This window comes from Paraburkholderia sp. BL9I2N2 (assembly GCF_004339745.1).
In the GTDB taxonomy this organism is placed as follows: Bacteria; Pseudomonadota; Gammaproteobacteria; order Burkholderiales; family Burkholderiaceae; genus Paraburkholderia.
The window spans coordinates 46,862-68,498 of the sequence record NZ_SMGP01000004.1 but is presented as its reverse complement, the minus strand read 5'-3'; the positions used below and the strand labels follow the sequence as shown (position 1 = coordinate 68,498).

The window sequence follows — 21,637 nt, the reverse complement described above, 5'->3', positions numbered from 1 at the left end:
CCACGGGCCCATTCCCAATATCCGCTCATTTGACTGCTTCCGAGTCGAGATAAGGCTTCTGATAGAAGAGATCCGCGGGAAGCTCGCCCTTCAGCGTGCCGGCGGCCTTGAAAACTTCGAATGTGCGTTTCAGTGTGTCGATGTCACCCGATTTGAACGAGACCGTATTCATGGTCGTCCAGTGGTCGCCGTAAAAACGCGCTCCCTGGTCGCTCATGTTGCCGGCCTTCTTAAGTATCGCCACGACCGCGTCGGGATTGGCCGCGCCGAAGGCCAGCGCCTCGCGCATCGCCGCGAGCACCTTCACCGCATCCGCCGAGTTGTCCTTAAGCCACTCGCTGCGCATCACGGCGACACCGATATAGGGCGGTGTGCTCGCCTTCGTCATCTGTTTCCATTGATCGGACAATGTCGTGATCACGCGGACTTTCTGCGCACTGTCCGGCACTTGCGCCACCGTGGTGGGACGCATGACGGCGGCATCCACGTTCTTCTGAACGAGGAACTGCGCAAGACGCGGCTCATCGCCCGCCACCAGCCGATAGTCGGCAAGCTTGAGTCCGTAATTGCCGTCGAGCACGGCGGTACCGACACCAGTGGTCGCACTGCCGATTGGCGACATGCCGATTTTCTTGCCGCGCAGTTCACCCGCGGAATGGATGGGCGAATCGGCAAGCACGACGATTTCCGCGTCGACGATCTGCGTGGCGGCCACCATCCGGACCGGCACACCCTGCTGGCTCAGGCTGAATGCCCCCGCGAGGCTGGTGCCGAATGCCAGATCGATCGCGTTCGAAGCCAACGCGGTGGTCGGTCCATTCACGTCCGGAAAGTGGACAAACTGCACCTGCAGGCCCTGCTTCTCAAAGAACTTCTGCGCTTCGAGCACGGCACCGAAACCGAGGCTAGTGCCACTGGTCCAGTAGCCCACTCGCAACGGCGCCGCATACACACTGGTGAGGCACACGCCGACTAACGCGAGTGCGCATAGTGCCTTTATAACGGAACGAAATGATTTCATTGTGCTTTGCCTGAAATAGCGACGCCGTCGGTCTCCCTGGCATCGTCTTTAAAGGATTACTAAATGTCCTTATCAAAACATGAAGCACGGTGCAACCATCCATCGAGAGGTTCCGCCTGAAAGCAAAGGCGGAACCTCCGTATCACTTGCCGATCGCTGCCAGCGGCGCGTGCTCGAAGTCCTGTTTCATGCTGCGGAGCACACGCTCCATCGTCATGTCGCGAAACTTCTCGATGTGCCGGCGCGCAATGCGCGCGCCTGCCTTGCCGTCGCCTGCCGCCAGCACCTCGACCAGTTGGCGGTGATCGTCGGAAATTTCCGGGCTGTCGTCTTCGTCGCTGAAACCGAGCGCCACCAGTCGCGTCATTTCGTCGAACAGCACCGAGATGCTGCGCACCAGACGGTCGTTGCCCGACGCCATTGCAATCACCAGATGAAATTCACGGTTCGCATCGAGGAAAAAGCCGATCCGGTTGCCGTGATTCTTCGACGCCGTATTGCCGCGCGCTGTGCGGTCGATCCGCATCAGCGCCTTCGCGTCCACCTTGCCGGCCGCGAGCCGCGCGGCTTCGGGTTCGAGAATGAGTCGCAGCGCAAACACCTCCTCGACATCCTTCAGCGTGACCGGCACGACGACGTAGCCGTGTCGCGGCACCGAACGTACCAGCCCTTCGTGTGTGAGACGCGCAAGCGCCAGCCGGCATGTCGACTTGCCGACGCCGTATTGATCCATCAGCGCAGCCTCCGTCAGCATGCTGCCCGGTTTCAGCGAACAGGACAGTATCGCCTGCCTCATCGCCAGATAAGTCGACTCGCCCAACAACTTGCCCTCGGCCGCCGCCTTGCCCCCAGAAATTACTTTTCCTTCCATGTGGCCCCCCGTGCGCTCTATCCTGGAATGGCTGTGTATTATGCTTACGTCTTTCTGTAGGCACCTCACCAACCTCAACGCATTCTAGGAGATGCATATAGGGAAGTAAACTGGACACAAAAAAGCACACCGCGTATCAGCCGGCAGTGCCGCTCCATCGGCGTACGGTTCGTGATTCGATATCGAACAGGTCAAGCACGCGCCCGAGCGTATGATCGACCATCTGATCGAGCGTCTCCGGCAGCGCATAGAACGCCGGCACTGGCGGATAGACGATCGCACCGGCGTCCGTGACGGCGGCGAGGCTGCGGATATGACCGGCATGCAACGGCGTTTCGCGCACCATCAGCACGAGACGGCGACGTTCCTTCAGCATCACGTCTGCCGCTCGCGACAGCAGCGAACTGGTGCAGCCGGTGGCCACTTCCGACAGCGTCTTGATCGAGCACGGCGCAACGATCATGCCGTCGACGCGAAACGAGCCGCTCGAAATGGCCGCACCGATATCGGTGTTCGGATAGTTGACGTCGGCGAGCGCCTGCAGATCGGCGAGCCGCATTTGCGTTTCCTGTGCGAGTGTCACCTGCGCCGAACGGCTGACCACCAGATGCGACTCGACCTCCAACTCGCGTAACAGACGCAGCAGACGCACGCCGTAGATCGCACCCGACGCGCCGCTGATACCGACCACGAGGCGTCGCCGTGCGGCGGATTGGGATTTCATGCGATACCTCCGTTGTCCACCGGATGCGGCCATTGCCCGCGCAAACACGTCATCATGGCTTTTGACCCGCTATGATCTTCTTTGCCGTTTCGTACGGCCCGGTGACGAATACATCGGAAGGAAGCGTCCCTTTGATCGCGCCGCTCGCCGCGAAGATCTGCTGCTCGCGCTTGAGCGTATCGATATCGACTGGTTCGAAGGAAATGCTGTTCAGCTCGGCCCAATGCGCGGCATAGATCTGCGCGTCGCTTGCAGGCAGATTCGCTACTTTCTGCAGGATCGTCGCGACCTGGTCCGGATGCGCGTTGCCCCAGGCGATTGCATTGTGAATCGCAACGATCAGCTTCGCGACGGATTGCGGATCGCGCTGGATCAATTCCGTGCGCGCCGCAGCCACACCCAGATAAGGCATCGCATCGGACTTCGTCAGCTTGTGCCATTCTTCCACCAGCGTGCCCAGACGCCGCGTCTTCACTTCAGTCAATTGCGCGACCGTGACGGAGCGCAGCGCCGCGGCGTCGACCTGATGCTGTACGAGAAACTGCGCGAGACGTGCCTCGTTGCCCGGCACCAGTGAATAATCGCCGGCGTTGAAGCCATAGTTCGCTTTCAGCACCGCGGCCGTCATCAGCGCGACCGAACTTCCCGACGGTGACATACCGATCTTCTTGCCGCGCAACTGCGCAATCGATTGGATCTGCGAGTCGGCAGGTGTGACAAATGTGACATCGGCCGGCGCTGTTGCACCGAAGATCTTGACCGGCACGCCGGTCGCCGCGATGCTGAACGCGCTCGCGCCCGCCACGCTGAAGCTCACGTCGATCACGTTGGCGGCGAGTCCGCTCGCCGGCGCGTTGACCTCGGCGAAGTGCACGAAACGCGCGTCGTCGATGCCGGCTTTCTTCAGGAAGTCGCCTGTTTCCAGCACGGCGCCGAGGCCGAGGCTCACGCCACTCGTCCAGTAGCCGATGCGCAGCGGCGCGGCTTGCGCGGAAAGCGCAAGCACGGAAATCACGGCGGCGAACAGCACACGCCTTGCAAGCAGGTAAGGTTGCATCACGTCAGCTCATCAACGGGGTGAATGGAGCGCTGCCGGCCTGCGCAGCGCACTGAAGGACATCGCGGCAATCAGCGCCGCGTCGGCGGCACGGCGTCGAAGCGCGAACCGCGCACGCACAACTTGCCTTCCGCGGTTTTCCACAACTGCTTGCGTTCATGCAGTTCGCCGAGCGCGCGCGCCAGCGTGCGGAAGTCGTATTTCGACAGCCGCTCGGCGAGTTCGGTGTAGTAAAGCGGCGTGTCGCCGATGAGCGCGATCGCTTCGGCTGCGGCAGCCTCCACCTGTTCCGGCTCCGACACATGCACCGTATCGGCCTTGCCGCCGACGTAGTCCGCGATCTTCGCCGTGTCTGCGTACGCGTACGAAATGCGCTCATAGCGCTCGTGCGGAATGCCTTCCGAGATCGTTGCGTCCACACCGACCTTGGCGCCCGTCGGCACCATGCCAGGCGGCATCACCGGCAGACTCGGGTCGAGCGGCTTCGCGCGTGCGCCGGGGATCACGATCAGATCGCGGTCACCCTGCACGCGCGTCGCGATCGCCCATTCGACCTGTTCGCCGTTGAACACGTCGATGTCGTCATCAACGACCACCACGTGCTTCAGATCCATCACCGACAGCGCCGCCAGCAGCGCGTTCTTGCCTTCGCCGGCCTGCTTCCTGATCGAAATAACCGCGTGCCAGAATGCGCGGCCACCCAACGTTACGTTGATGTCCTTTACCTGCACGCCTGCCGTGCGCAGCGCGCTGCGAATCGCCTGATAGCGCGTCGGTGCCGCGAGCCACGTGTTTTCCCACGGCATGTGCAGCGAGTAATACATCGCATCGCGCCGATGCATGATCGCCTTGATCCGCACATCCGGATTCCAGTGCAGCCCGCCCATCAATGCGGTGAATTCGCCGAAACGGCCTTCCGGTTGCGTCCAGCCCGTCGGCAGGATTTCTGCTTCGATCACGATTTCCGAGTCGGCGATATACGGCAGATCGACGGTCTCGCAAGGCGCCAGTTCGACCGGCACGCCACGAATGCCGCCCGCGATCGCCATCTCATCGACACCGATCGGCGCGCGATAGCCGGCGCCCATGATTTCCATCGGGTGGTTACCGATCGAAATGGAAATCGGGCACGGACGTCCTTGTTCATACGCACGCTGCGCGAACATGCGCATATTGTTCGGCGTCACGATGTCGATGCCACTCAGCGCTTTTTCCTTCACCATGAAGCGATAGATGCCGCTGTTCAGGCCGTACTCCGGATCGCGCGAAATCACGATACCCGCGGTAATCATCGGGCCACCGTCGAAAATCGAAGACATCGGAATGGGCAGGCGGAACAGATCGACATCGTCGCCTTTGTAGATCACTTCTTTCGTGGCCGACGTGGCGACGTATTTAGGCGGAATCGGGTTCTGGATGCCATGCGCCAGCATCTTCTCGATTTCCGAGTAGCTGTCGCAGCCCATTGCCATCATCGCGCGCTCCTGCGTGCGGATGATGCCCGACAGCAGCGGCATGTCGTAGCCGATCACGTTATGAAACAGCAGCGCCTTGTCGCTCTGGTCGACGAGCGTGCCCACGTGGCGGATGTCGACGGGCTGCCGTATATCGATCAGTTGCTGTGCCGCGCGCAGCCGTTCCAGGAACTCGCGAAAGTTCTCGTTCATACTGAACTCCATAATGTTGAATGTCGTGTCGGTTTCATTTATGCGGTCTCGCTATCCTGCAACGACGCAAGCGCTATCGCTTTCAATGCGGCGCGATCGATCTTGTTCGTCGACGCAAGCGGCAATGCATCGACAAACCACACGCGTCGCGGGTGCTGGTATGCGGGCGCATGAGTCAGCGCGTGCTGTTTGGCTTGCTCTTCCGTTAGCGACGCGCCCGCGCGCCGCACGACGAACGCCACCGGCTTGGTTCCCTTGATGTCGTCGGCAACCGGTACCACGCAAGCCTGGACAATATCCGGGTGTGTCTCCAGCATCTGCTCGACTTCACCAGGAAAGATGTTTTCGCCACCCGACACGAACATGTCGTCCGCACGGCCGACGAACGCATAGAAGCCCTCTTCGTCGCGGTGAAATACGTCGCCCGTTATATAGAAGCCATCTGCTGTCACCGGTAGCGGCAGGTCCGGCCGGTTGTGGTAGCCGAGCATGACGGCCGGGCTTTTTACAGCCAGCACGCCGGTCGCCACACCTGTCGGCGGTGCGTCGAGCAACTTCACGCTCACTTCGGGATGCGGATATCCGACCGACAGCAAAGGCGGTTCGATCCCTTGCGGATGGGGCCCGAACACGATCGGCCCGCCCTCGGTCGTGCCGTAGACGTTAGTGAGCTTCGCATTCGGCAGTACCTCGGCGATTTGCGCAAGCAGACTCTCGCTAACTGGCGCCGAGCCCATCCGGATGAAGCGCACCGACGAAAGATCCGTGCGCGCAAGCAACTCCCTTTCGCGCAGCATCATCGCGATCATCGGCGGGACGGAGGTGAGCCACGTGACCCGATAGCGCTCGATTGCCGTGATGTACATGCGCGCGGTGAATTGCGGAAGCAGCACGACCGTACCGTTCCCGTACAGCGACATCAGCACGAGCGTCAGCGCGTTCATGTGATACATCGGCGCGGCCACCAGAAAGCGATGCGCCGCCGGTGGCTGCGCGCGCGCACGCGTACCCGCCACCCATAGATGGCTGCCGTGCGAGAGCATCACGCCCTTCGGCTTGCCGGTCGAGCCGGACGTATAGAGAAACATTGCCGGCATGTTGGGCGTCGGCACGAAAGTCTCGAACGGGCCCGGTTCGACGAATGAAGCGAAACTTTCCTCTCCGGTCGAATCGAATACGACTGTCGGCAGATCGTCCGGGCAATCGGCAAGTCGCGCGGCGTCGCAAAATACCAGACGTGCACCGCTATCGCGGATCACAAAAGTGGAGAGCGCGGGCGGAAACCTGTAGTTGACCGGCACGGCGACCATTCCCGCGCGCATGATACCGAGCAGCGCCGCGACATACTCGGCGCGATTCGCCGCAAGAATGGCGACGCGTTCGCCGACTTTCAGGCCGCGCTGCACCAGTGCACGCGCGACGCCGTCAGCCAGCGCGTCGAGTTCCCCGTAGGTCATGCGCGTATCGTGCCACGCGCAACCTGTTTCATCCGGTTCCCCAAGCGCGATCACTGCAAGCTTGCACGGATCGCCGTCGGCTTCGATCAGATCGCCGAGATTCTCAGGCGTGGGCATGTTCAACTGCTCCGATAAATTCAATGACAGTATTGAGTTCGCCTAACAGCACGGCTACGGACGATGCGTCACTCTGCGCATGGGCCGACGGCATCAGTCGCACGACGCTCTCGTCGGCATGGGACGTGAGCGCGTCCAGACGTGCACGCATCGCGGCAAGGTCGCTTACCTCGACGACGACCGCGCCAAAATAGCTGTCGCGCCCAGCTGCGTTACATACGAGGTCGCCATAGCGCGCGCGGTAGGCCGCGCCATCGACAAAGTCCAGATCGAAATCACCCAACGCAATGCGCGAGTGCCGGGCGGACGGCGATTTGAGATCCGACTCCCCAGCGATCAGCGCATAACGGCGCGCTTCGTGCTGCGGATCGTCACTCACGATCACACATTCCCTCAAGCGCTGCGCGCCGTTCGGATGCTTCGTCCATTCGGCACGGAAGACCCATTCCGGCGTCAGGTGCTCGCAGAAATAGACGCGCCCGGCGGACAGTTCTTCGGCCGCGAGCCGGGTCGTCCTGAAACGGGCGATCTGCTCGACGCCTTCAATATCGACGGGTCGCGTGAACGACTGCGGTTCACTGGCGCGCACGCCGGCGTCGATCAATCGCGCATAGGTTTCCTGCGCGTCATCCGTCTTGAACACGAGACCGTCTATACCTAGACGGCTTTCGAGAATCTCGCGTCGCAACGTGGTGGCGCCGGGCGGCAGGCCAACCAGTTCGAGATAATGTCCATCGAACATCATCAGGTGATTGACCGAGCCAAGCGAGTGATAGCCGCGCGGCGTCAGCGCGAAGCCGAGCGCTTCGAAACACGACGCCGCGGCGTCGGTTTCGAACATCGCGTTCACGACGACATGGTCGAGCGTCGATGTCGCCGTGTTCATCATGCCTTCGGCGCGGGTGCCGGCGCGGTCGAATAGACGCCCCGGCCGCTTGCGAGCAGCGCGCCGGACTGGTCATAGATATGCGCCTCCGCAACCGAAATCGCGCTGCCGAACTTCACGACCTTGCCGCGCGCGATGAGGTCGCCGGGCATCGCCGCGCGGTGATAGTCGACGCGCAGATCGATCGTCGGTACACCGCGGCCCGTTTTCGACACCAGCGCCCAGTCGGCCGTGAGGTCGACCAGCGCGGCAAGAATGCCGCCGTGCGTATAGCGGCGTTCGGGGTTCACGACCCACTCTTCGCGCCACGTCGCGGCGATTTCGATTGAGTCGTCGCCGACTTCGAGCACACGCAGACCGAGCCACTGATGATAAGGACCGCGCGTGAGCATTGCCTGAACCTGCTCCGCAGTAAGTTGCTGGTTATCAGCCATTCGAGTCTCCGTATTTTTATGGGGTAACGACAATCTTGCCGAGCACTTCCCGATCGCGAATCATGCGCAGGCCTTCGGCGGCCTGTTCGAGCGGCAACACCTTGTCGATCTGCACTGCAATCTTCCTGGTACGGATCAATTCCATCAGTGCAGAGAGGTTGTCGTCATAGAAACTGTTCGAACCGATCACGCGAATCTCGAAGCTCCAGATGTAGCGAAGGTCTTCCTTGGGATCGTGGCCCGCGGTCGCGCCGCAGACGAGCAGACTGCCGCCGCGTTTGATGCATTTGAGCGACGGCACCCACGTATCGCCACCGGTGAAATTGATCACGACGTCCGCGCCGCCTTCATAGCTCCGGCGTTGCGGCTTGCCGTACTTCTCGATGACCCATTTCGAGAAATCGGTGTCGCGATAGTTGATGACGTGGTCGGCGCCCATGGCCTTGAGCCGTTCAGCCTTGTCCGCGCTGCCGGCGGCCGCGATCACTTCCGCGCCGAGCATTTTGGCAAGCGTGACGCAGCCGGTTCCGACACCGCCGCTCGCACCCAGAATGACCACACGATCGCCCGGCTTGATGGTGTTGTGCGTGACGAGCATCCGGTGCGCTGTACCGTAGGCGACCGGCAAAGACGCCGCTTCTTCGAAGGTCACGCCTTCTGGCATTGCGATCAACTGGTCCGCGCTGACGAGGCAGTACTGCGCCATGCCGCCGTCGAGCATTTCGCCCATCAGACCTTTCTTCTTGTTGAGCGGATTGACAAGCACGCGCGCACCGACCGACCAGTTTTCGACGTTGTCGCCAACCTCAGTGATCTCTCCCGCCATATCCAGACCGATGACCACAGGCAGCGGCACCTTGATGCCCGGCATGCCCTTCACCGTAAAGACGTCGTGATAGTTGAAAGACGACGCGCGCACGCGGATGACCACGTGACCCGGCACCGCCTTCGGCATCGGTAGCTCGCCGACATGGAGTTTGTCGACGTCACCGTGTTCAGAGAGAATCAAAGCCTTCATCGTACCGCTCATATGTACTCCTATTTATAGAATGCAAACGCGCTACTTCTTCGTAAATTTCGATTACTTCAGCCCGCGGCGCGGCAGCAGTGCGCCGCGAGCCATTCTTTATGCTCGTTTCTTCCAGCGGAACAGGTGGTTTTCAAGCGGCTTGAGAATGCCGTACTCGAGCACCACCATCAGCACGACCATGGTGAGCGTCCATGCGAACACCTGATCGGTCTGAACAAGGTCCGCCGCCTGACGCAGCCGGTAGCCGACGCCGTTCGACGAACCGATCGTCTCCGCCACCAGCGACACCCGCCAGCCGAAGCCGAACGCAAGGCGCGCACCGGAGAAGAAATACGGCAGCACGGTGGGCAGATAGATCTTGGTCATCACCTTGCTGCGCGACATCTGAAAGCTGCGGGCAAGTTCTACGTATTCGGCGTTGACGCTTTGCGCGCCCTGCCACACGTTCGTAAGAATCAGCGGCATCGCTTCCATGAACACGACGAAGATGGTCGTGCCGTTCGAAATACCGAACCAGATCAACGCGAAGATGGCCCAGATCGCGGCGGATACCGTGTTGACCACCGACAGCACCGGCTCGCAGAAACTACCGAGGCGCCGGTTCGCGCCGAGCAGGATGCCGAGCGGCGTGCCGACCAGCGCGGCCAGCAGGAAGCCCGCAACGACGCGGTACAGCGTAATGCCGAGGTCCTCGGCAAAGGTGCCGGTGGCGATCAGGTCAAGCAGCGCGTTCCACGTTTTTCCCGGGCCGGGCAGAATGAAGGCCGGCACGCGTTGCGCCGCCAGCCACCACAGGATCAAGAATATGGCGAGCAGCGAAAGACGTTGACCGGCGACTTTCGCAAAGCGGGTCAGGCGGCCAAACCGTGCGGGAAAAACAGTACTGGCGGTCGAAACAGAAGACATCGCAACGTCCTTAAATGAGGGCGCGCACGCGGCGCACCGTTTCCGCAACTTCGGCGGCGAGTGGATCGCGCGGGCGCGGCAGGTCGATCATCAGCGCATCGCGCACACGTCCCGGCCGCGGACGCAGGACAACCACCTTCTCCGCGAGGATGATGGCTTCTTCCACGTCGTGCGTGACGAATACGACGGTCATCTTCAACTGCTCGCGGATTCGCAGCAGTTCCGCGTGCATCTGCGAGCGCATCTGCGGATCGAGCTTGGAAAACGGCTCGTCCATCAACAGGATGTATGGCTTCACGACGAGGCTGCGCGCGAGTGCCACCCGGCTACGCATGCCGCCCGAGAGTTCGTGCGGATAAGCGTGTTCGAATCCTTCAAGGCCGGTCATCTTCAGCGCGGCCAGCGCGCGTTCGCGCCGCCGTTCGGCGTTGAGCGAGCCCGCTTCGAGACCGAACTCCGTATTCGCCACGATAGTGCGCCAAGGCAGCAGGCGGTCTTCCTGGAACATGTAGCTGACCACGCGTGTATCGTGAGTCGGCTCGCCGGCAACTCCGTCGATCCGCACGTCGCCCTGGTCCGCCTGCACCAGTCCCGCGATGATGTTGAGCAACGTGCTCTTGCCGCATCCGGACGCGCCGACGATCGCTAGCACCGAACCCGAAGGCGCTGTCAGGCTGATGTCTTCGAGCACCGCCAGCCTGCCGTAGTGCTTCGAGACGTGCTCGACTTCCACCGCGTTGCGCGCGGTGGCAGCCTTCTCGAACATGGCCTGGGTAGTTACCGCGTTCATCGTGCGCCTCGCAACGGGACGATCGGTGCGCCTGCATGCGTGTCGCGCAGGCTCGCCATGACCTTTTCCATCGTCATGTCGCGGAACGTCGCCACATGCCGGTGCGCGATCTGCTCGGCACGCTTGCCGTCGCCGCTCGCGAGCGCGCTGATCATCGCCGTGTGGTCATGCCGGATCTCCGGCTTCGTGTTCTGCACGCCGAAGCCGAGCGACACGAGCCGCGCCATATCGTTGAGCAGGCCACCCAGCATGCGAACCAGCCGGCTGTTGCCGGAACATTCGGCGATCGCCATATGGAAAGCGGCATTCGCGTCCATGAAGATGCCGATCCGGCTGCCGATGCCAAGCGACGTATCGTCGTTGCGACACGCGCGCTCCAGCCGGTTCAACAGGTCGATATCGGCCTTGCCTGCGGCGAGGCGCGCCGATAGCGGTTCGAGTTCCAGGCGAAGCGCAAACACTTCTTCGACGTCCTTCAACGTAATCGGCGTCACCACGTAACCCTGACGCGGCACGATGCGCACAAAGCCTTCCTGCGCGAGACGCTGCAGCGCCACCCTGCAGGTTGCCTTGCCGATGCCGTAGCGTGCGGTCAGCGCGCTTTCCGTCAGCGTGGCGGCCGGTTCGATTACGCAGGACAGAATGTCCTGACGGATCGCCGAACACGCCCGCTCACTGAGAAGTTTTGCTTCGTTCGAACAGTCGATCAATTCCACCGTCGGAGCTGCAGGATCTTTCACGACACCTCTCCTTCGTCTCGTAAGCTGCTCACGTGGATCTGCGTGGGCAGGTGATGAGTTAACTTAGAACAGCCATTAAAAAAATGCACGGAAAAAAAACGTGACTTCTGAGCTGTTCAGCCAATGCGTTGAGCCCTATCGCATGCCATATATGCATGGCGCTCACGGCGCGCTCATGCCCTTAGAACGAATGCAGAATCCCGAGCTGTGCGCCCGTCACCCCGTCTCCACGCGCCGGCGTGTTCGGTGTGATGGGGCCGTTGGCGATCAGCGCATAGGTCGCGCCGTGACGGTTCACGAGCCGCTCAAGCGTTCCATAGATGAGCGTCCGCTTGCTCAAGCTGTAAAACGCGCCAACGCTTACTTCGCCCGCGTTGTTATGCTGGCCTGAGCTGTCCTGCGCGTAGCCGATGCCGGCCGCGAGTCGTAGCGCGGGCGTGAGGTTGTACGTCGTCGATAGCGAATAGACGCTGTGATATTTGCCTTCGACATTGGTTGCGGTGTTCGAGCCGAGGTTGTTGCCGCGGTAGTAGCCGAAATAACCCGTCAGACTGCCGAACTGATAGCTGCCGCCGGCGAACGTCGTTTTCGTATTGATTTTTCCGTTCGCGCCATTCTGTTCCGCGTGGCTGACGCCGAGGTATAGCGGCCCGCGCTGATAATCGATCGAACCGACATAGGCGTTCAACGCGTCATGCGGCGACGTCTGACCGCCCAGGCTCGCACCCGCGGAGAACGTGAATCCCGCGACGTTTGGCGACCAGTACGTGATCATGTTGTCGTAGCGGAATGCGAACGTCGAAGCGTTATGAAGAAACGAGCCGTACGTACCGCCCGAAAATGCGTCGAACTTGCTGTGCATCAGCAGCAGCACCGAGTTCTGGCGTCCGAAACGGAATTCGCCATACGGCGTGCCGAGACCGACCCACGCACTGCGACTGAAGGCGAGCGTGGAATCTGTCGCGGCCCCGGAGTTCGTGAGAATGCCGTTCTCTAGGTCGAACGTCGCACGCAGGCCGCCGCCGAGATCTTCACTTCCTCTGATCCCTATGCGGCTTGCCGACAAACCGCCGCTCTGCATCGCAGTCTGTTCACCTTTGCCGCCTGCGTTCGTGTAACCCAAGTACGTATCGAGAATACCGTACAGCGTGACATCGGCTCGGGCCGGCGTCATTGTCACGGTGCCGAGTGCAACGAGCGCTGCAGAACAAGCCAAAGCCATCTTGCGCATTTCAAATTTCCGTTTCGGTAAATGGTTAATGTCGGATTACTAAACATCTCGTCGTGAAATGCTCTGTCGATTGATATTTCCATGTGACGCGTAGAAGAAACGCACATCCGTGAGGTGCTTACAAATAACCGGTAAGCGATCGACGACTGACTTTAGAACGACAAAAAAGAGAAGCACAACAACTATTTCTGGACATCTCAAGCGTGAGATGCTTACGCGCGGATCGCGCCCTCTCGATCAGGCTTCACTATTTTTCCGCGCGGTGTCGGGTGAGTGGCTCGCTGCTGCAGGTTGAACTGCACGGCAAGAGACCGCCACGCGGAGCTGCTACTGGGCGGGCTATTACGTGAACATCGCCTAAAAGCCGGGCAACAACTGGGGGGCAATCGTTGGGGCGCTGTCACGTTAAATTGCGCGCGACACATAGCGGACAGGACACACGCTTGATCAGAAAATGGACGGAACTTGGGTGGCCTCGGTGAAACGATGCCTGGTGGTGAAGCGTGCGGCGAGCTGTTTGCGATAGAGTGAGGTGCGTAGCAGGTGTCGCTTGAGCGCGAAGTGCTGACGGATCGGACCGAAGCTGGCTAAGAAGACCTGCGTGCGTTCAGGATCGCGGAAGCCACGCATGCGTCGCTCGCGTTCGCGCGTCGGCTGATGACTTCTATGAGCAGAAAGTTGTCGAGGCCATTTGCGAACTGCCTCACAGAGGATAGGTCAAGTCTTGCTCCTCGCTGGCGCGGAAGCGCACAGCTGGGTCAAGGGAGCATCCGTCAATCCAAATATCTCAACAACCTCGTCGAGCAGGACCATCGGGCGATCAAGCGGCGACGGCGAGCTTCAGTTTCAACTTTGACATTCTGACGCTGCTTTCGTGACTAAAATATGCCGCTTTCAAACGGTTGCTTCGCCTCGCACGTTGCTGTCAATGGCGCTGTCCGACCTGTTTCAGACTGTCACCACTTTGCGACCGTACGGGTCGTCTCGGATAGCGGTTGATGTCACCGCGTGAGTAGCAAGGTCATCTTCCGAGCGTTGTCGCAGAACGCTTTGCAGGTGGTGGCACGGCACTTGAGCCGAGCAACTGCCCATGTTTAGCTGTTGCACGCCATCGGCTTGAAGCGATTCCATCCTGGACGCCCAGGTGTCAGAGCGTATTTAAATGACTGTAGTTGACGCAATGAAATTTCAGAGGCTCCGTCCGGGTAATACCGCAATCTTCCGGCACTGGCTTATGTTTCAACTGGACTGACCCAAGCATATCAAGGAAGCGATTTGCATCGATAAGTTCGATCGGCATAATGCTTTCCGAACATTTCTGTGCTGCACGAATTGCGCCTCTGCGAAAGCGGGAAGACGATACAAATATACCGGCCGTAAAATTCCCCATTATCAATGCTCCCAGGAACGCCCTGATTTGCTCCACTTCCACCGATCTTCTTTGTCTTTTCACCTGGACACCTATCCTTCCTCCAGAATCATCGTCTAGCACTACGTCAACTCCTCCATCGTTTGAATAAGCCGTTGCAGTCGCTTTGTAACCAAAGTCGCTTAAAACACTCGCAACGGTCAACTCAAAGAGCCGCGGATGAATAGACGCTCTGGCTTCGAATTTGCGTATCAAATAGCGTCGCACTTCTTGAAGGGGCAAGTCAATATCGTTGAGCGCCAGGTCCTGCAAAATCGACATCGAGGCCAAAGTCACCACCCAATGCTGCCACTGCATCGCGGGCAGGACAGCTCGATCTTCTGCAATCCACCACCCGCAAAAAGGGCAAATGTGCAGGCATGTCTTTCTTTCAATAATGTCACCCCGAAGCACTACGTGAGGGTGTCCAAGGGGTGGACCGGGAAATTCTGGATCTCTTATAGCTTGTTCGTGAATAGATGCATAGTCCTCAAACGAGACGCTCCATTGATTAAGGTCATAGTGATCGTCCATCGCATGACCGCAATAAACACAACGAACATCATCCTCGTCCTCGATGCGATACCGCCACCCGGGAAGTTCGCAACGCATTAGCGACGGTGGGATGTTTGATGGAACATGTCGCCTTGCCGTGCTCATAGAAATTTCCTCATGAGTCGCAGACCAGACCTGGTCGTCCAGAAGCAACCGCAGCCGATGCCCACAGTCTACGCAACAATTGCGAGGCTGTTCGCGGGGACCCGTTCTTGCCGGGTCGCCCAGCAACGGCAAAACACGGGCCGACGATCATTCTGTCGCGTTCGACCGATACGAGGCGTTACCCGGCCAGTGCGGCGAGCAACTGATTCTTGACGATCGCGGTGGTGTCGACGAATCGGACGAATTCAACCGGATGCAGGCGCGCCCCGCGGCGCGGGCACCCACCGGCGAACGGCTACGCGAGTTTGTCCGCGAGAAGGGCGATGCCGTAGTGTGCGCGATGGGCGTGATGATCGCCGGGACGTCGCTGAATTATGTGTGGAATGCGTATCTGCCGACCTATGCACAGGTTCAGTTGCATCTGTCGCTCACTTCGTCGCTGCAAGGGATATTTGTTACGAGCATCGTCTCGTGCGTCCTCTCGCCAGTGTTCGGCATGCTGGCGGACCGTGTTGGCGCGTATCGGCTGTTCTTCTTTTTTATCGTGGGCTGGCTGATCTGCGTGTTCCCGCTGTTTGCGTATTTGCTGGCCGAGCCCGCTGAAAGCAGACTGATGATCGTGCGCGTGGTCGGCATTCTGTTCCTGACGCTGCAAGGCGCCGCGCATCCCGGAATGCTGGTCAAGATTTTCACCGTGCGGGGGCGCTCCACTGGCGTGTGCATTTCGTACAACACGTCGGTCATGCTGTTTGGCGGACTGGCGCCTTTCTATATCTCCCTGGTAGCGCGCTTCACAGACGCGCGCTTCATTCCGCCGAGCTACCTGTTCGGTACGGGTGTGCTGGCCATCGTGCTTGTGCTTTCCACGCGTACGGGACGACGAGTGTTGCAGGCCGACCAAGCGGAGCGTGGCCAACGGCGTGCTGCCCGCCGGACCGGCATGCAGCGGGCAGGCTCGAATGACCGGGCGCTTTAGCGCGATCCTGACGACGAAAACTGGATCTCGCGCCTAATGCCTCGTGGTTCGGCTACGCAACTGATCCACATCGGCCCTACCGAAGAATCACAGCGTAGCTCCCTGTGTTTATCCGGTGGACAGCGTTCCCTTCGGGAAATGCTGCTTTAAAACTACGAGGTCATCACGCTCGAAGCTCTGCGCATATGCGTCGTGCTCATCATCTGAATAACGGAGCATCGGTTCTCCTCAAGCCCCAACCGGGCATTTCAAGCGGCGCGCTGTGCGGCGGTTCGTCATTTCACACATGGGCTGCCGTATCCGCTGGGCCGTCCGCGTCAGTCGAAGCGCCCGACACGAGCACCGCCTCCGACTGCGTGCGCGACAGCGCGGCGAAGTACCGTCCCGGCGAATGCCCGAGCGCTTTCTTGAACATGGTGATAAAAGCGGTCACCGACTCATAGCCAAGCTCGTCCGACACACGTTGCACGGAAGCTCCGCCGGCAAGCTCACGCACCGCGACAAGCAATTGCAACTGCTGTCGCCAGCGGCCAAACGTCAACCCCGTTTCACTGACAACGAGTCTTGCCAACGAACGCTCGCTCATGGCGAGACGTTTAGCCCATTGAGCAATGGTGCTGCGATCGCCGGGATTGGCGTTCAACGCGTCCGCCATCTGGCGGATTCGCGGATGATCGGTAACCGGCAGGTAGAGGCGCTCGACCGGCATCAACGTCAGCTCATGCAGCAGCACGCGCGCAAGCCGGTCGGCATGGTCATCCTGTTCATTGTCGAGCGGCGCTCCCGCGAGATGCAGGATCATTTCCCGCACCATGGGGGAAATGGACAGCGTGCAGCAATCTTTCGGCAGGTCGACGATACCAGGCTCTGCAAACAGATAGCAAAGCTGGGCGTTGGGCGTTGCATGATTGCTGTGCGACATATCGCCGGGAATCCAGACTCCGCATTGCGGCGGGACGATCCAGTAGGCGCCCGCCACCTGACAGGTTACGGCACCGTGCAGCGCGAGCACCAGTTGCCCTTTTCGATGCCTGTGCACCGGGATCTCCGCGGCATGCTCGTCGAGGTGCATGCGTAACGCCACCGCAGGCCGATCGATCGCGTCGGGATCTGCATAATCAGGAAGGCTAACGTAACGATCCATATCTGGCATTTTTTAGCGACATGTAGTCATTGTAGTGAAATTCATGCAGAGAATGAGTCGGCATAGTGCGTCATGCCAAGCTCAAACGCCGCCTCGACCTGCTCGCTCAAAGCCTCGCGCTCCCGCGCGCGAGGCTGGAAGCTGACCGATGTTTATCGACGGGCATCGCGCAGCATGGGCCAGAAGCAGTGCGCGGTTTGCGAGTCCAAAGAGTGCCAAGGTGGCGTCAAGCGGATCGACGCGGACGCCACCGCGGGGTTGAGCGAGCCACCGACCGCGAATTGCGCTTCGATTGACTGCTCTCGCCGCACAATCTGCCGAGTGGCGCCCCACAGCACCAGCACAAGAATAAAAAATGCTGCGCGAACTGCGGCAATATTTCTCCGTGCAAGCAAATGACTTCGTGGTCCAGTCGTTCCGGATTTCATTAAACAATGAAATCCGGAACGACGAATAAATAAAGCAAACGAGACAGATCGGTTTTTCCGATACGAAATTCAGAACAGAAAATAGCGCCGCGCAATAGCGCAGGGAGCTCGCTCTGGCACGACAAGGTCGTCGGCAGTTGAATCTGTAGCACCTATCTATCCGAAGAATAAATTGGCCTCATCAATGAGGCACGTATTGATCACATTAAATAGTGATTCTGCAAACCCGTTCTATTTGACCTGATTTTACGACTGCGGCACCGCCCCTTTTAAGACCGGCAAACAAAATGAAATACCGAGAATAAACCTTTCCCTTTAGCGCGAGGAGCACAATATGGAACTACGGCAAATCAACGTCTACGATCTGATCGACGATCGCAGAATCGGCAGGAGGCAGTATTTCATCGTCGCCTTCTGTGCGCTGCTCATGCTGTTCGATGGCTTCGACACCCAGGTCATCAGCTTCATCGTTCCCGTTCTCGCGAAGGAATGGCAGCTGCCCAAGGCGGTGTTCGGTGCGATTTTCTCAGCGGTCTTCTTCGGCTTGCTGATCGGCAACTTCGGCATTCCGTTCGCGACCCAGCGCTTCGGTACGAAGAAGATTGCTTTCATGGCAACCGCTGCATTCGGGCTGTTCACGGTCCTGACCGTATTCGCGACGAGCGTGCCGCAACTGATCGCCCTGAGGTTCCTCACAGGCATTGGCCTGGGAGCGGCCACGCCTTGTGCGGTCGGCCTCGTTTCGGAATTCAGCCCGAAAAGAACGCGCGCGACTTTCGTCATTCTCGTCTACATGGGCTACGCGCTGGGGTTTATCTTCGCGGGACTCTGCAGTAGCGCTTTGATTCCGCGGTTTGGCTGGCAAGGTCCCATGTGGTTGGGCGGCCTCGCGGCACTCAGCTTGACGGTGCTGCTTATCCCGCTACTGCCGGAATCGGTGGCCTATCTGTCGAGAAATTCCGGCCAGACTGAATTGCTTCATGCCACCCGGCGCCTCTTTCCCGATTTCATCCTGCAATCGGAGACCGAACTGGTTACCCACGAAGAGAAGGCTGTGGATGCAAGCGTGCTTGGACTGTTCTCCGCGCAGTTCCGCCTGGGAACGTTCCTGCTGTGGGCGGTATTCGCCATCAATCTGGCCACCTTCTATTTTCTGCAGAGCTGGCTGCCGACGGTTCTCGCGTCCATCTCGTTCCCGCCCGCTCTAGTGGTGTGGGCGACCATCACCGTGATCATCGGCGGCATGGTGGCGAGTCTTCTGATGGGGCCCATCATGGACCGCACCAGTCCTTACAGGATTTTGTCCGCGGTCTACGTCGGCGGCGCCGTCTCGATGTACGCGATCTCGATTGCGATCGGCTCATCGCATCTGGCTTTACTTACGACGATCTTCTTTTGCGGCTTTTGCATTAGCGGCGGACAAACCTGCGCCATCGCACTATGCACGCTCTTCTATAGCCCCGAGTTGCGCGCCCCGGGCGTTGCGTGGGCTTATGGATTCGGTCGGCTCGGCGCCGCGGGTGGTACTTACCTCGCGGGCGTCCTGTACGCAAACAACTGGACGGCCGATGCGATGTTTCGCGTTGCAGCAGCTCCCATACTCGTTGCAGCGGCTTGCGTGGCCTTGATGGGCGCTTGCTATGCCGTGACGAAGAAAGACCTGAAGAGATCTTTTTCAGCCTGACCTGTCACCACGCCCTGAATCGATGACCACAGGGTGGGCTGTTCTTTTGTATTGCCTTTGAAACGTGGATATCTTATGAAAAAGATCGAAATCATTGTCGGTTCGCTCGTGGGGCTCGCCAGTTCCGTCGCGCATAGCCAAAGCAGCGTCACGCTCTATGGCGAGATCGACAACGGTATTCATTACCAGACAAACCTGGGCGGCGGCAAAGCCGTCTACATGGATTCTCTGGACGGCATTGACGGCAGCCGCTGGGGGCTGACTGGCAAGGAGGATCTGGGAGGCGGTCTCAAGGCGATTTTTACTCTCGAGTCCGGCATAAATGTGAACAACGGACAACTTGCCCAGGGCGGCACGGCGTTTGGCCGGCAAGCTTTCGTCGGACTGAGCAGCGACACGTTTGGTTCGCTCACCGCCGGCCGTCAATACGACATGGTGTGGTACTTCCCCGAGTTTCTCACCGGCGCCGCAGCGGTTGGCGATCTTCCGAGCGGGCATCCGGGAGACTTCGACAACACCAGTAACAGCGTGCGATTCAATAACTCGGTGCGCTACATGAGCCCGGACTTCCACGGCTTCTCCTTTGGCGTTGAATACAGCCTTGGCGGCGTACCCGGCGACTTCACTTCGACGTCGGGCTATTCGCTCGGCGCCGGTTACACACACGGTCCGCTTCAGATCGGCGCGGCGTTCGATTACTTCAAACATCCGACATCGACGCCGGGTAACGGGTGGTTCACCGGGTATGCAAGCGGGTTCAATCTGCTGGCCTTCTCACTTAACTCGGCCTATCAGGTCGCACAAGCCTACCAGGACGCCGTCATCGCGGCGACCTACACGATCGGCAACGCGGCAATAAGCGCCTCATACTCGAATGTTCAGTACGCCAATCTGGGTGCGGCGTTCATGAACGGTACAGCTATCTTCAACAACTATGACATCGGATTGAATTACCGCGTCACGCCGGCGTTTTCCGTCGGCTTTGCCTACGACTATATGAACGCGCGGAGCGTCACCACGGCACAAGGCAATACCGTCGGTAACCAGCACTACAATCAGTTGGCATTCATCCTGGACTATCTGCTGTCAAAGCGTACCGACGTGTACTTCTCGGGCGGCTGGCAACGTGCTTCTGGCACATCGTCGACGGGCGCGCTGGCGGTCGCCGACATTGGCGGATCCGGAGATTCGTCGAATAACCACCAGATGGTTTATCGGCTGGCTATTCGACATAAATTCTAAGAACTATCGCCCGCCAAACGCTTTGACAGACGTACGCAGCGGAATTTCACTACCGATATGCCGACGCCACTGTCGCTTCTCAAGGTTGCTGGTTCGACGCCTGATAGTACGGTGTCGCACCGGCGCCAGCGTCATAGACATCCTGATTCCGGCGAGTCTGTGCCAGATCGGGCGGATAGGCCCGCTGCCTGCTCGAGTTGGTCGGAATCCAGCCGTCGCGTTCGGCCTGAACGAGTTCAGCCCGTACCTCGGCACGCGTCTTTCCGTTCGTCGACACCGCTGCGGAGCAGCTTGCATCGTCGACACCGGCGCTCGCGGCTAACGGAAACAACATTACGAAGCAGAGTGCCGCTGCAACTATTGTTCGCATGAAAAACTCCTTCTTTTTAAGGCCGTGGCTCCGCGATCAGACGAAACCATACATGGTGAACAACATGACATAGGGGATTTCCTGTTCCGCCGAACTGCAGACAATGATGTCCAGCTTCTGAATGGCGCACATGGACACTATCGCCTTTGTTATTTGCGAAAAGATAAGCTTCACGATGATTGTTACCCCAGTTGATTTAACGTTAAGGTTGACCTCCCGGCGATCTGTCAATGGCGCTGACTGACGCCTCATTGGTGTATGAAGCACGGCGGTCATCTACATTGCAGAACTCTTGTTCACTACCGGTTCGAAGCACAAGAGCCTGAACATCAGGTGCTTTGAAGTGTCTCCATGGTTAGTACTTTATCTACATTCACCAGGTATGAATTTGTGGAAGATGACAACCTATCTGCAAAAACTGCCAGAGTTCTTTTGAAGCACTGCGCGAGGATTCCGGTTTAATCAACGTTGCTATGCGTTACTGCTTAAGCAGACGTAGACGCGCGGCACGCCACCGGTTGTGCGTTGTCCGGCTGTTGAGTATGAGGATGCTCGCTCACATCGAAATCACCATCAGGCGATGCCGCGACCACTGGCCTCGCTGACCGGATCGCGTTCAAAAGCAGGGCAGACGAGCATTGCGACGCACCGCGTGCGCATGAAGTGATCCTGCACGGTTCGTGTATCGTCGTTCCGGAGCAGCGGCTATTGATTATTTAATTGGCCGCGCTTCGACAAGCGCCTAAAAGCGGCACGTTGCCGCAATGCTGATCCGGAGAACGTGAGCTGCGGGT

Annotated in this window: 19 protein-coding genes and 2 pseudogenes; 4 read left to right on the top strand and 17 right to left on the bottom strand. The window is 59.3% G+C overall.

Features of this window, described 5'->3' with window-relative positions:
* Positions 1–25: 25 nt before the first annotated feature.
* The 14 genes and pseudogenes from B0G74_RS36520 to B0G74_RS36455 all read right to left on the bottom strand — a co-directional run.
* Positions 26–1,021: an ABC transporter substrate-binding protein gene (locus tag B0G74_RS36520; RefSeq protein ID WP_132381477.1), complete on the bottom strand. Its 996-nt coding sequence runs from the start codon at positions 1,019–1,021 to the stop codon at positions 26–28.
* A gap of 142 nt (positions 1,022–1,163) precedes the next feature.
* Complete coding sequence (locus B0G74_RS36515) at positions 1,164–1,892, bottom strand: GntR family transcriptional regulator (RefSeq protein ID WP_132381475.1); 729 nt, start codon at positions 1,890–1,892, stop codon at positions 1,164–1,166.
* Positions 1,893–2,028: 136 nt separating this feature from the next.
* Positions 2,029–2,616 carry a UbiX family flavin prenyltransferase gene (locus B0G74_RS36510; RefSeq protein ID WP_132381473.1) on the bottom strand — a complete coding sequence of 196 codons (588 nt, stop codon included), beginning with the start codon at positions 2,614–2,616 and terminating at the stop codon, positions 2,029–2,031.
* Positions 2,617–2,668: 52 nt separating this feature from the next.
* Entirely contained in the window at positions 2,669–3,673 is a 1,005-nt protein-coding gene (locus B0G74_RS36505) for an ABC transporter substrate-binding protein (protein ID WP_132383195.1), read from the bottom strand.
* A 71-nt stretch (positions 3,674–3,744) separates the two neighbouring features.
* Positions 3,745–5,340: a UbiD family decarboxylase gene (locus tag B0G74_RS36500; RefSeq protein WP_132381471.1), complete on the bottom strand. Its 1,596-nt coding sequence runs from the start codon at positions 5,338–5,340 to the stop codon at positions 3,745–3,747.
* 38 nt (positions 5,341–5,378) lie between these two features.
* Positions 5,379–6,914 carry a class I adenylate-forming enzyme family protein gene (locus B0G74_RS36495; protein ID WP_132381469.1) on the bottom strand — a complete coding sequence of 512 codons (1,536 nt, stop codon included), beginning with the start codon at positions 6,912–6,914 and terminating at the stop codon, positions 5,379–5,381.
* Positions 6,901–7,800: a VOC family protein gene (locus tag B0G74_RS36490; protein ID WP_243658497.1), complete on the bottom strand. Its 900-nt coding sequence runs from the start codon at positions 7,798–7,800 to the stop codon at positions 6,901–6,903. Before B0G74_RS36490 ends, B0G74_RS36495 begins: the two co-directional genes overlap by 14 nt.
* Positions 7,800–8,234, bottom strand: a complete 435-nt coding sequence (locus B0G74_RS36485; RefSeq protein WP_132381465.1) for a PaaI family thioesterase — start codon at positions 8,232–8,234, stop codon at positions 7,800–7,802. The genes B0G74_RS36490 and B0G74_RS36485 overlap by 1 nt, the downstream gene beginning before the upstream one ends.
* A 16-nt stretch (positions 8,235–8,250) precedes the next feature.
* Positions 8,251–9,264 carry a zinc-binding dehydrogenase gene (locus tag B0G74_RS36480; RefSeq protein ID WP_132381464.1) on the bottom strand — a complete coding sequence of 338 codons (1,014 nt, stop codon included), beginning with the start codon at positions 9,262–9,264 and terminating at the stop codon, positions 8,251–8,253.
* Between the two features lie 96 nt (positions 9,265–9,360).
* Positions 9,361–10,170, bottom strand: a complete 810-nt coding sequence (locus B0G74_RS36475) for an ABC transporter permease (RefSeq protein ID WP_132381462.1) — start codon at positions 10,168–10,170, stop codon at positions 9,361–9,363.
* Between the two features lie 10 nt (positions 10,171–10,180).
* A complete protein-coding gene (locus B0G74_RS36470) occupies positions 10,181–10,960 on the bottom strand; it encodes an ABC transporter ATP-binding protein (RefSeq protein ID WP_132381460.1) in 780 nt (259 codons plus the stop codon).
* Positions 10,957–11,700, bottom strand: a complete 744-nt coding sequence (locus tag B0G74_RS36465; protein WP_132381458.1) for a GntR family transcriptional regulator — start codon at positions 11,698–11,700, stop codon at positions 10,957–10,959. Before B0G74_RS36465 ends, B0G74_RS36470 begins: the two co-directional genes overlap by 4 nt.
* A gap of 181 nt (positions 11,701–11,881) precedes the next feature.
* The gene (locus B0G74_RS36460) at positions 11,882–12,931 is read right to left on the bottom strand and encodes a porin (RefSeq protein ID WP_132381456.1); all 1,050 of its coding nucleotides are present in this window, start codon (positions 12,929–12,931) and stop codon (positions 11,882–11,884) included.
* 447 nt (positions 12,932–13,378) lie between these two features.
* Positions 13,379–13,594 (bottom strand): annotated as a pseudogene (locus tag B0G74_RS36455) (IS6 family transposase); the annotation flags it as partial.
* Positions 13,595–13,699: 105 nt separating this feature from the next.
* On the opposite strand from B0G74_RS36455, the pseudogene B0G74_RS36450 reads away from it, so the two are divergent.
* Positions 13,700–13,768 (top strand): annotated as a pseudogene (locus B0G74_RS36450) (IS6 family transposase); the annotation flags it as partial.
* A 310-nt stretch (positions 13,769–14,078) separates the two neighbouring features.
* Here B0G74_RS36450 and B0G74_RS36445 read toward each other — a convergent pair.
* Positions 14,079–14,999 carry a restriction endonuclease gene (locus B0G74_RS36445; RefSeq protein WP_132381454.1) on the bottom strand — a complete coding sequence of 307 codons (921 nt, stop codon included), beginning with the start codon at positions 14,997–14,999 and terminating at the stop codon, positions 14,079–14,081.
* A 79-nt stretch (positions 15,000–15,078) separates the two neighbouring features.
* Here B0G74_RS36445 and B0G74_RS36440 point away from each other — a divergent pair, with 79 nt between their 5' ends.
* The gene (locus tag B0G74_RS36440; protein WP_243658496.1) at positions 15,079–15,975 is read left to right on the top strand and encodes an MFS transporter; all 897 of its coding nucleotides are present in this window, start codon (positions 15,079–15,081) and stop codon (positions 15,973–15,975) included.
* A 280-nt stretch (positions 15,976–16,255) separates the two neighbouring features.
* Here the strand turns inward: B0G74_RS36440 and B0G74_RS36435 are convergent, their stop codons facing one another.
* Positions 16,256–17,047, bottom strand: a complete 792-nt coding sequence (locus B0G74_RS36435) for a helix-turn-helix transcriptional regulator (RefSeq protein WP_243658495.1) — start codon at positions 17,045–17,047, stop codon at positions 16,256–16,258.
* Positions 17,048–17,881: 834 nt separating this feature from the next.
* Between B0G74_RS36435 and B0G74_RS36430 the strand changes: the two genes are divergently transcribed.
* Both B0G74_RS36430 and B0G74_RS36425 read left to right on the top strand, forming a co-directional pair.
* Positions 17,882–19,231, top strand: a complete 1,350-nt coding sequence (locus tag B0G74_RS36430; RefSeq protein WP_132381450.1) for an MFS transporter — start codon at positions 17,882–17,884, stop codon at positions 19,229–19,231.
* Positions 19,232–19,306: 75 nt separating this feature from the next.
* Entirely contained in the window at positions 19,307–20,473 is a 1,167-nt protein-coding gene (locus tag B0G74_RS36425) for a porin (protein ID WP_132381448.1), read from the top strand.
* Between the two features lie 79 nt (positions 20,474–20,552).
* Here the strand turns inward: B0G74_RS36425 and B0G74_RS36420 are convergent, their stop codons facing one another.
* Positions 20,553–20,843, bottom strand: a complete 291-nt coding sequence (locus B0G74_RS36420; RefSeq protein ID WP_132381446.1) for a DUF4148 domain-containing protein — start codon at positions 20,841–20,843, stop codon at positions 20,553–20,555.
* Positions 20,844–21,637 lie beyond the last annotated feature (794 nt).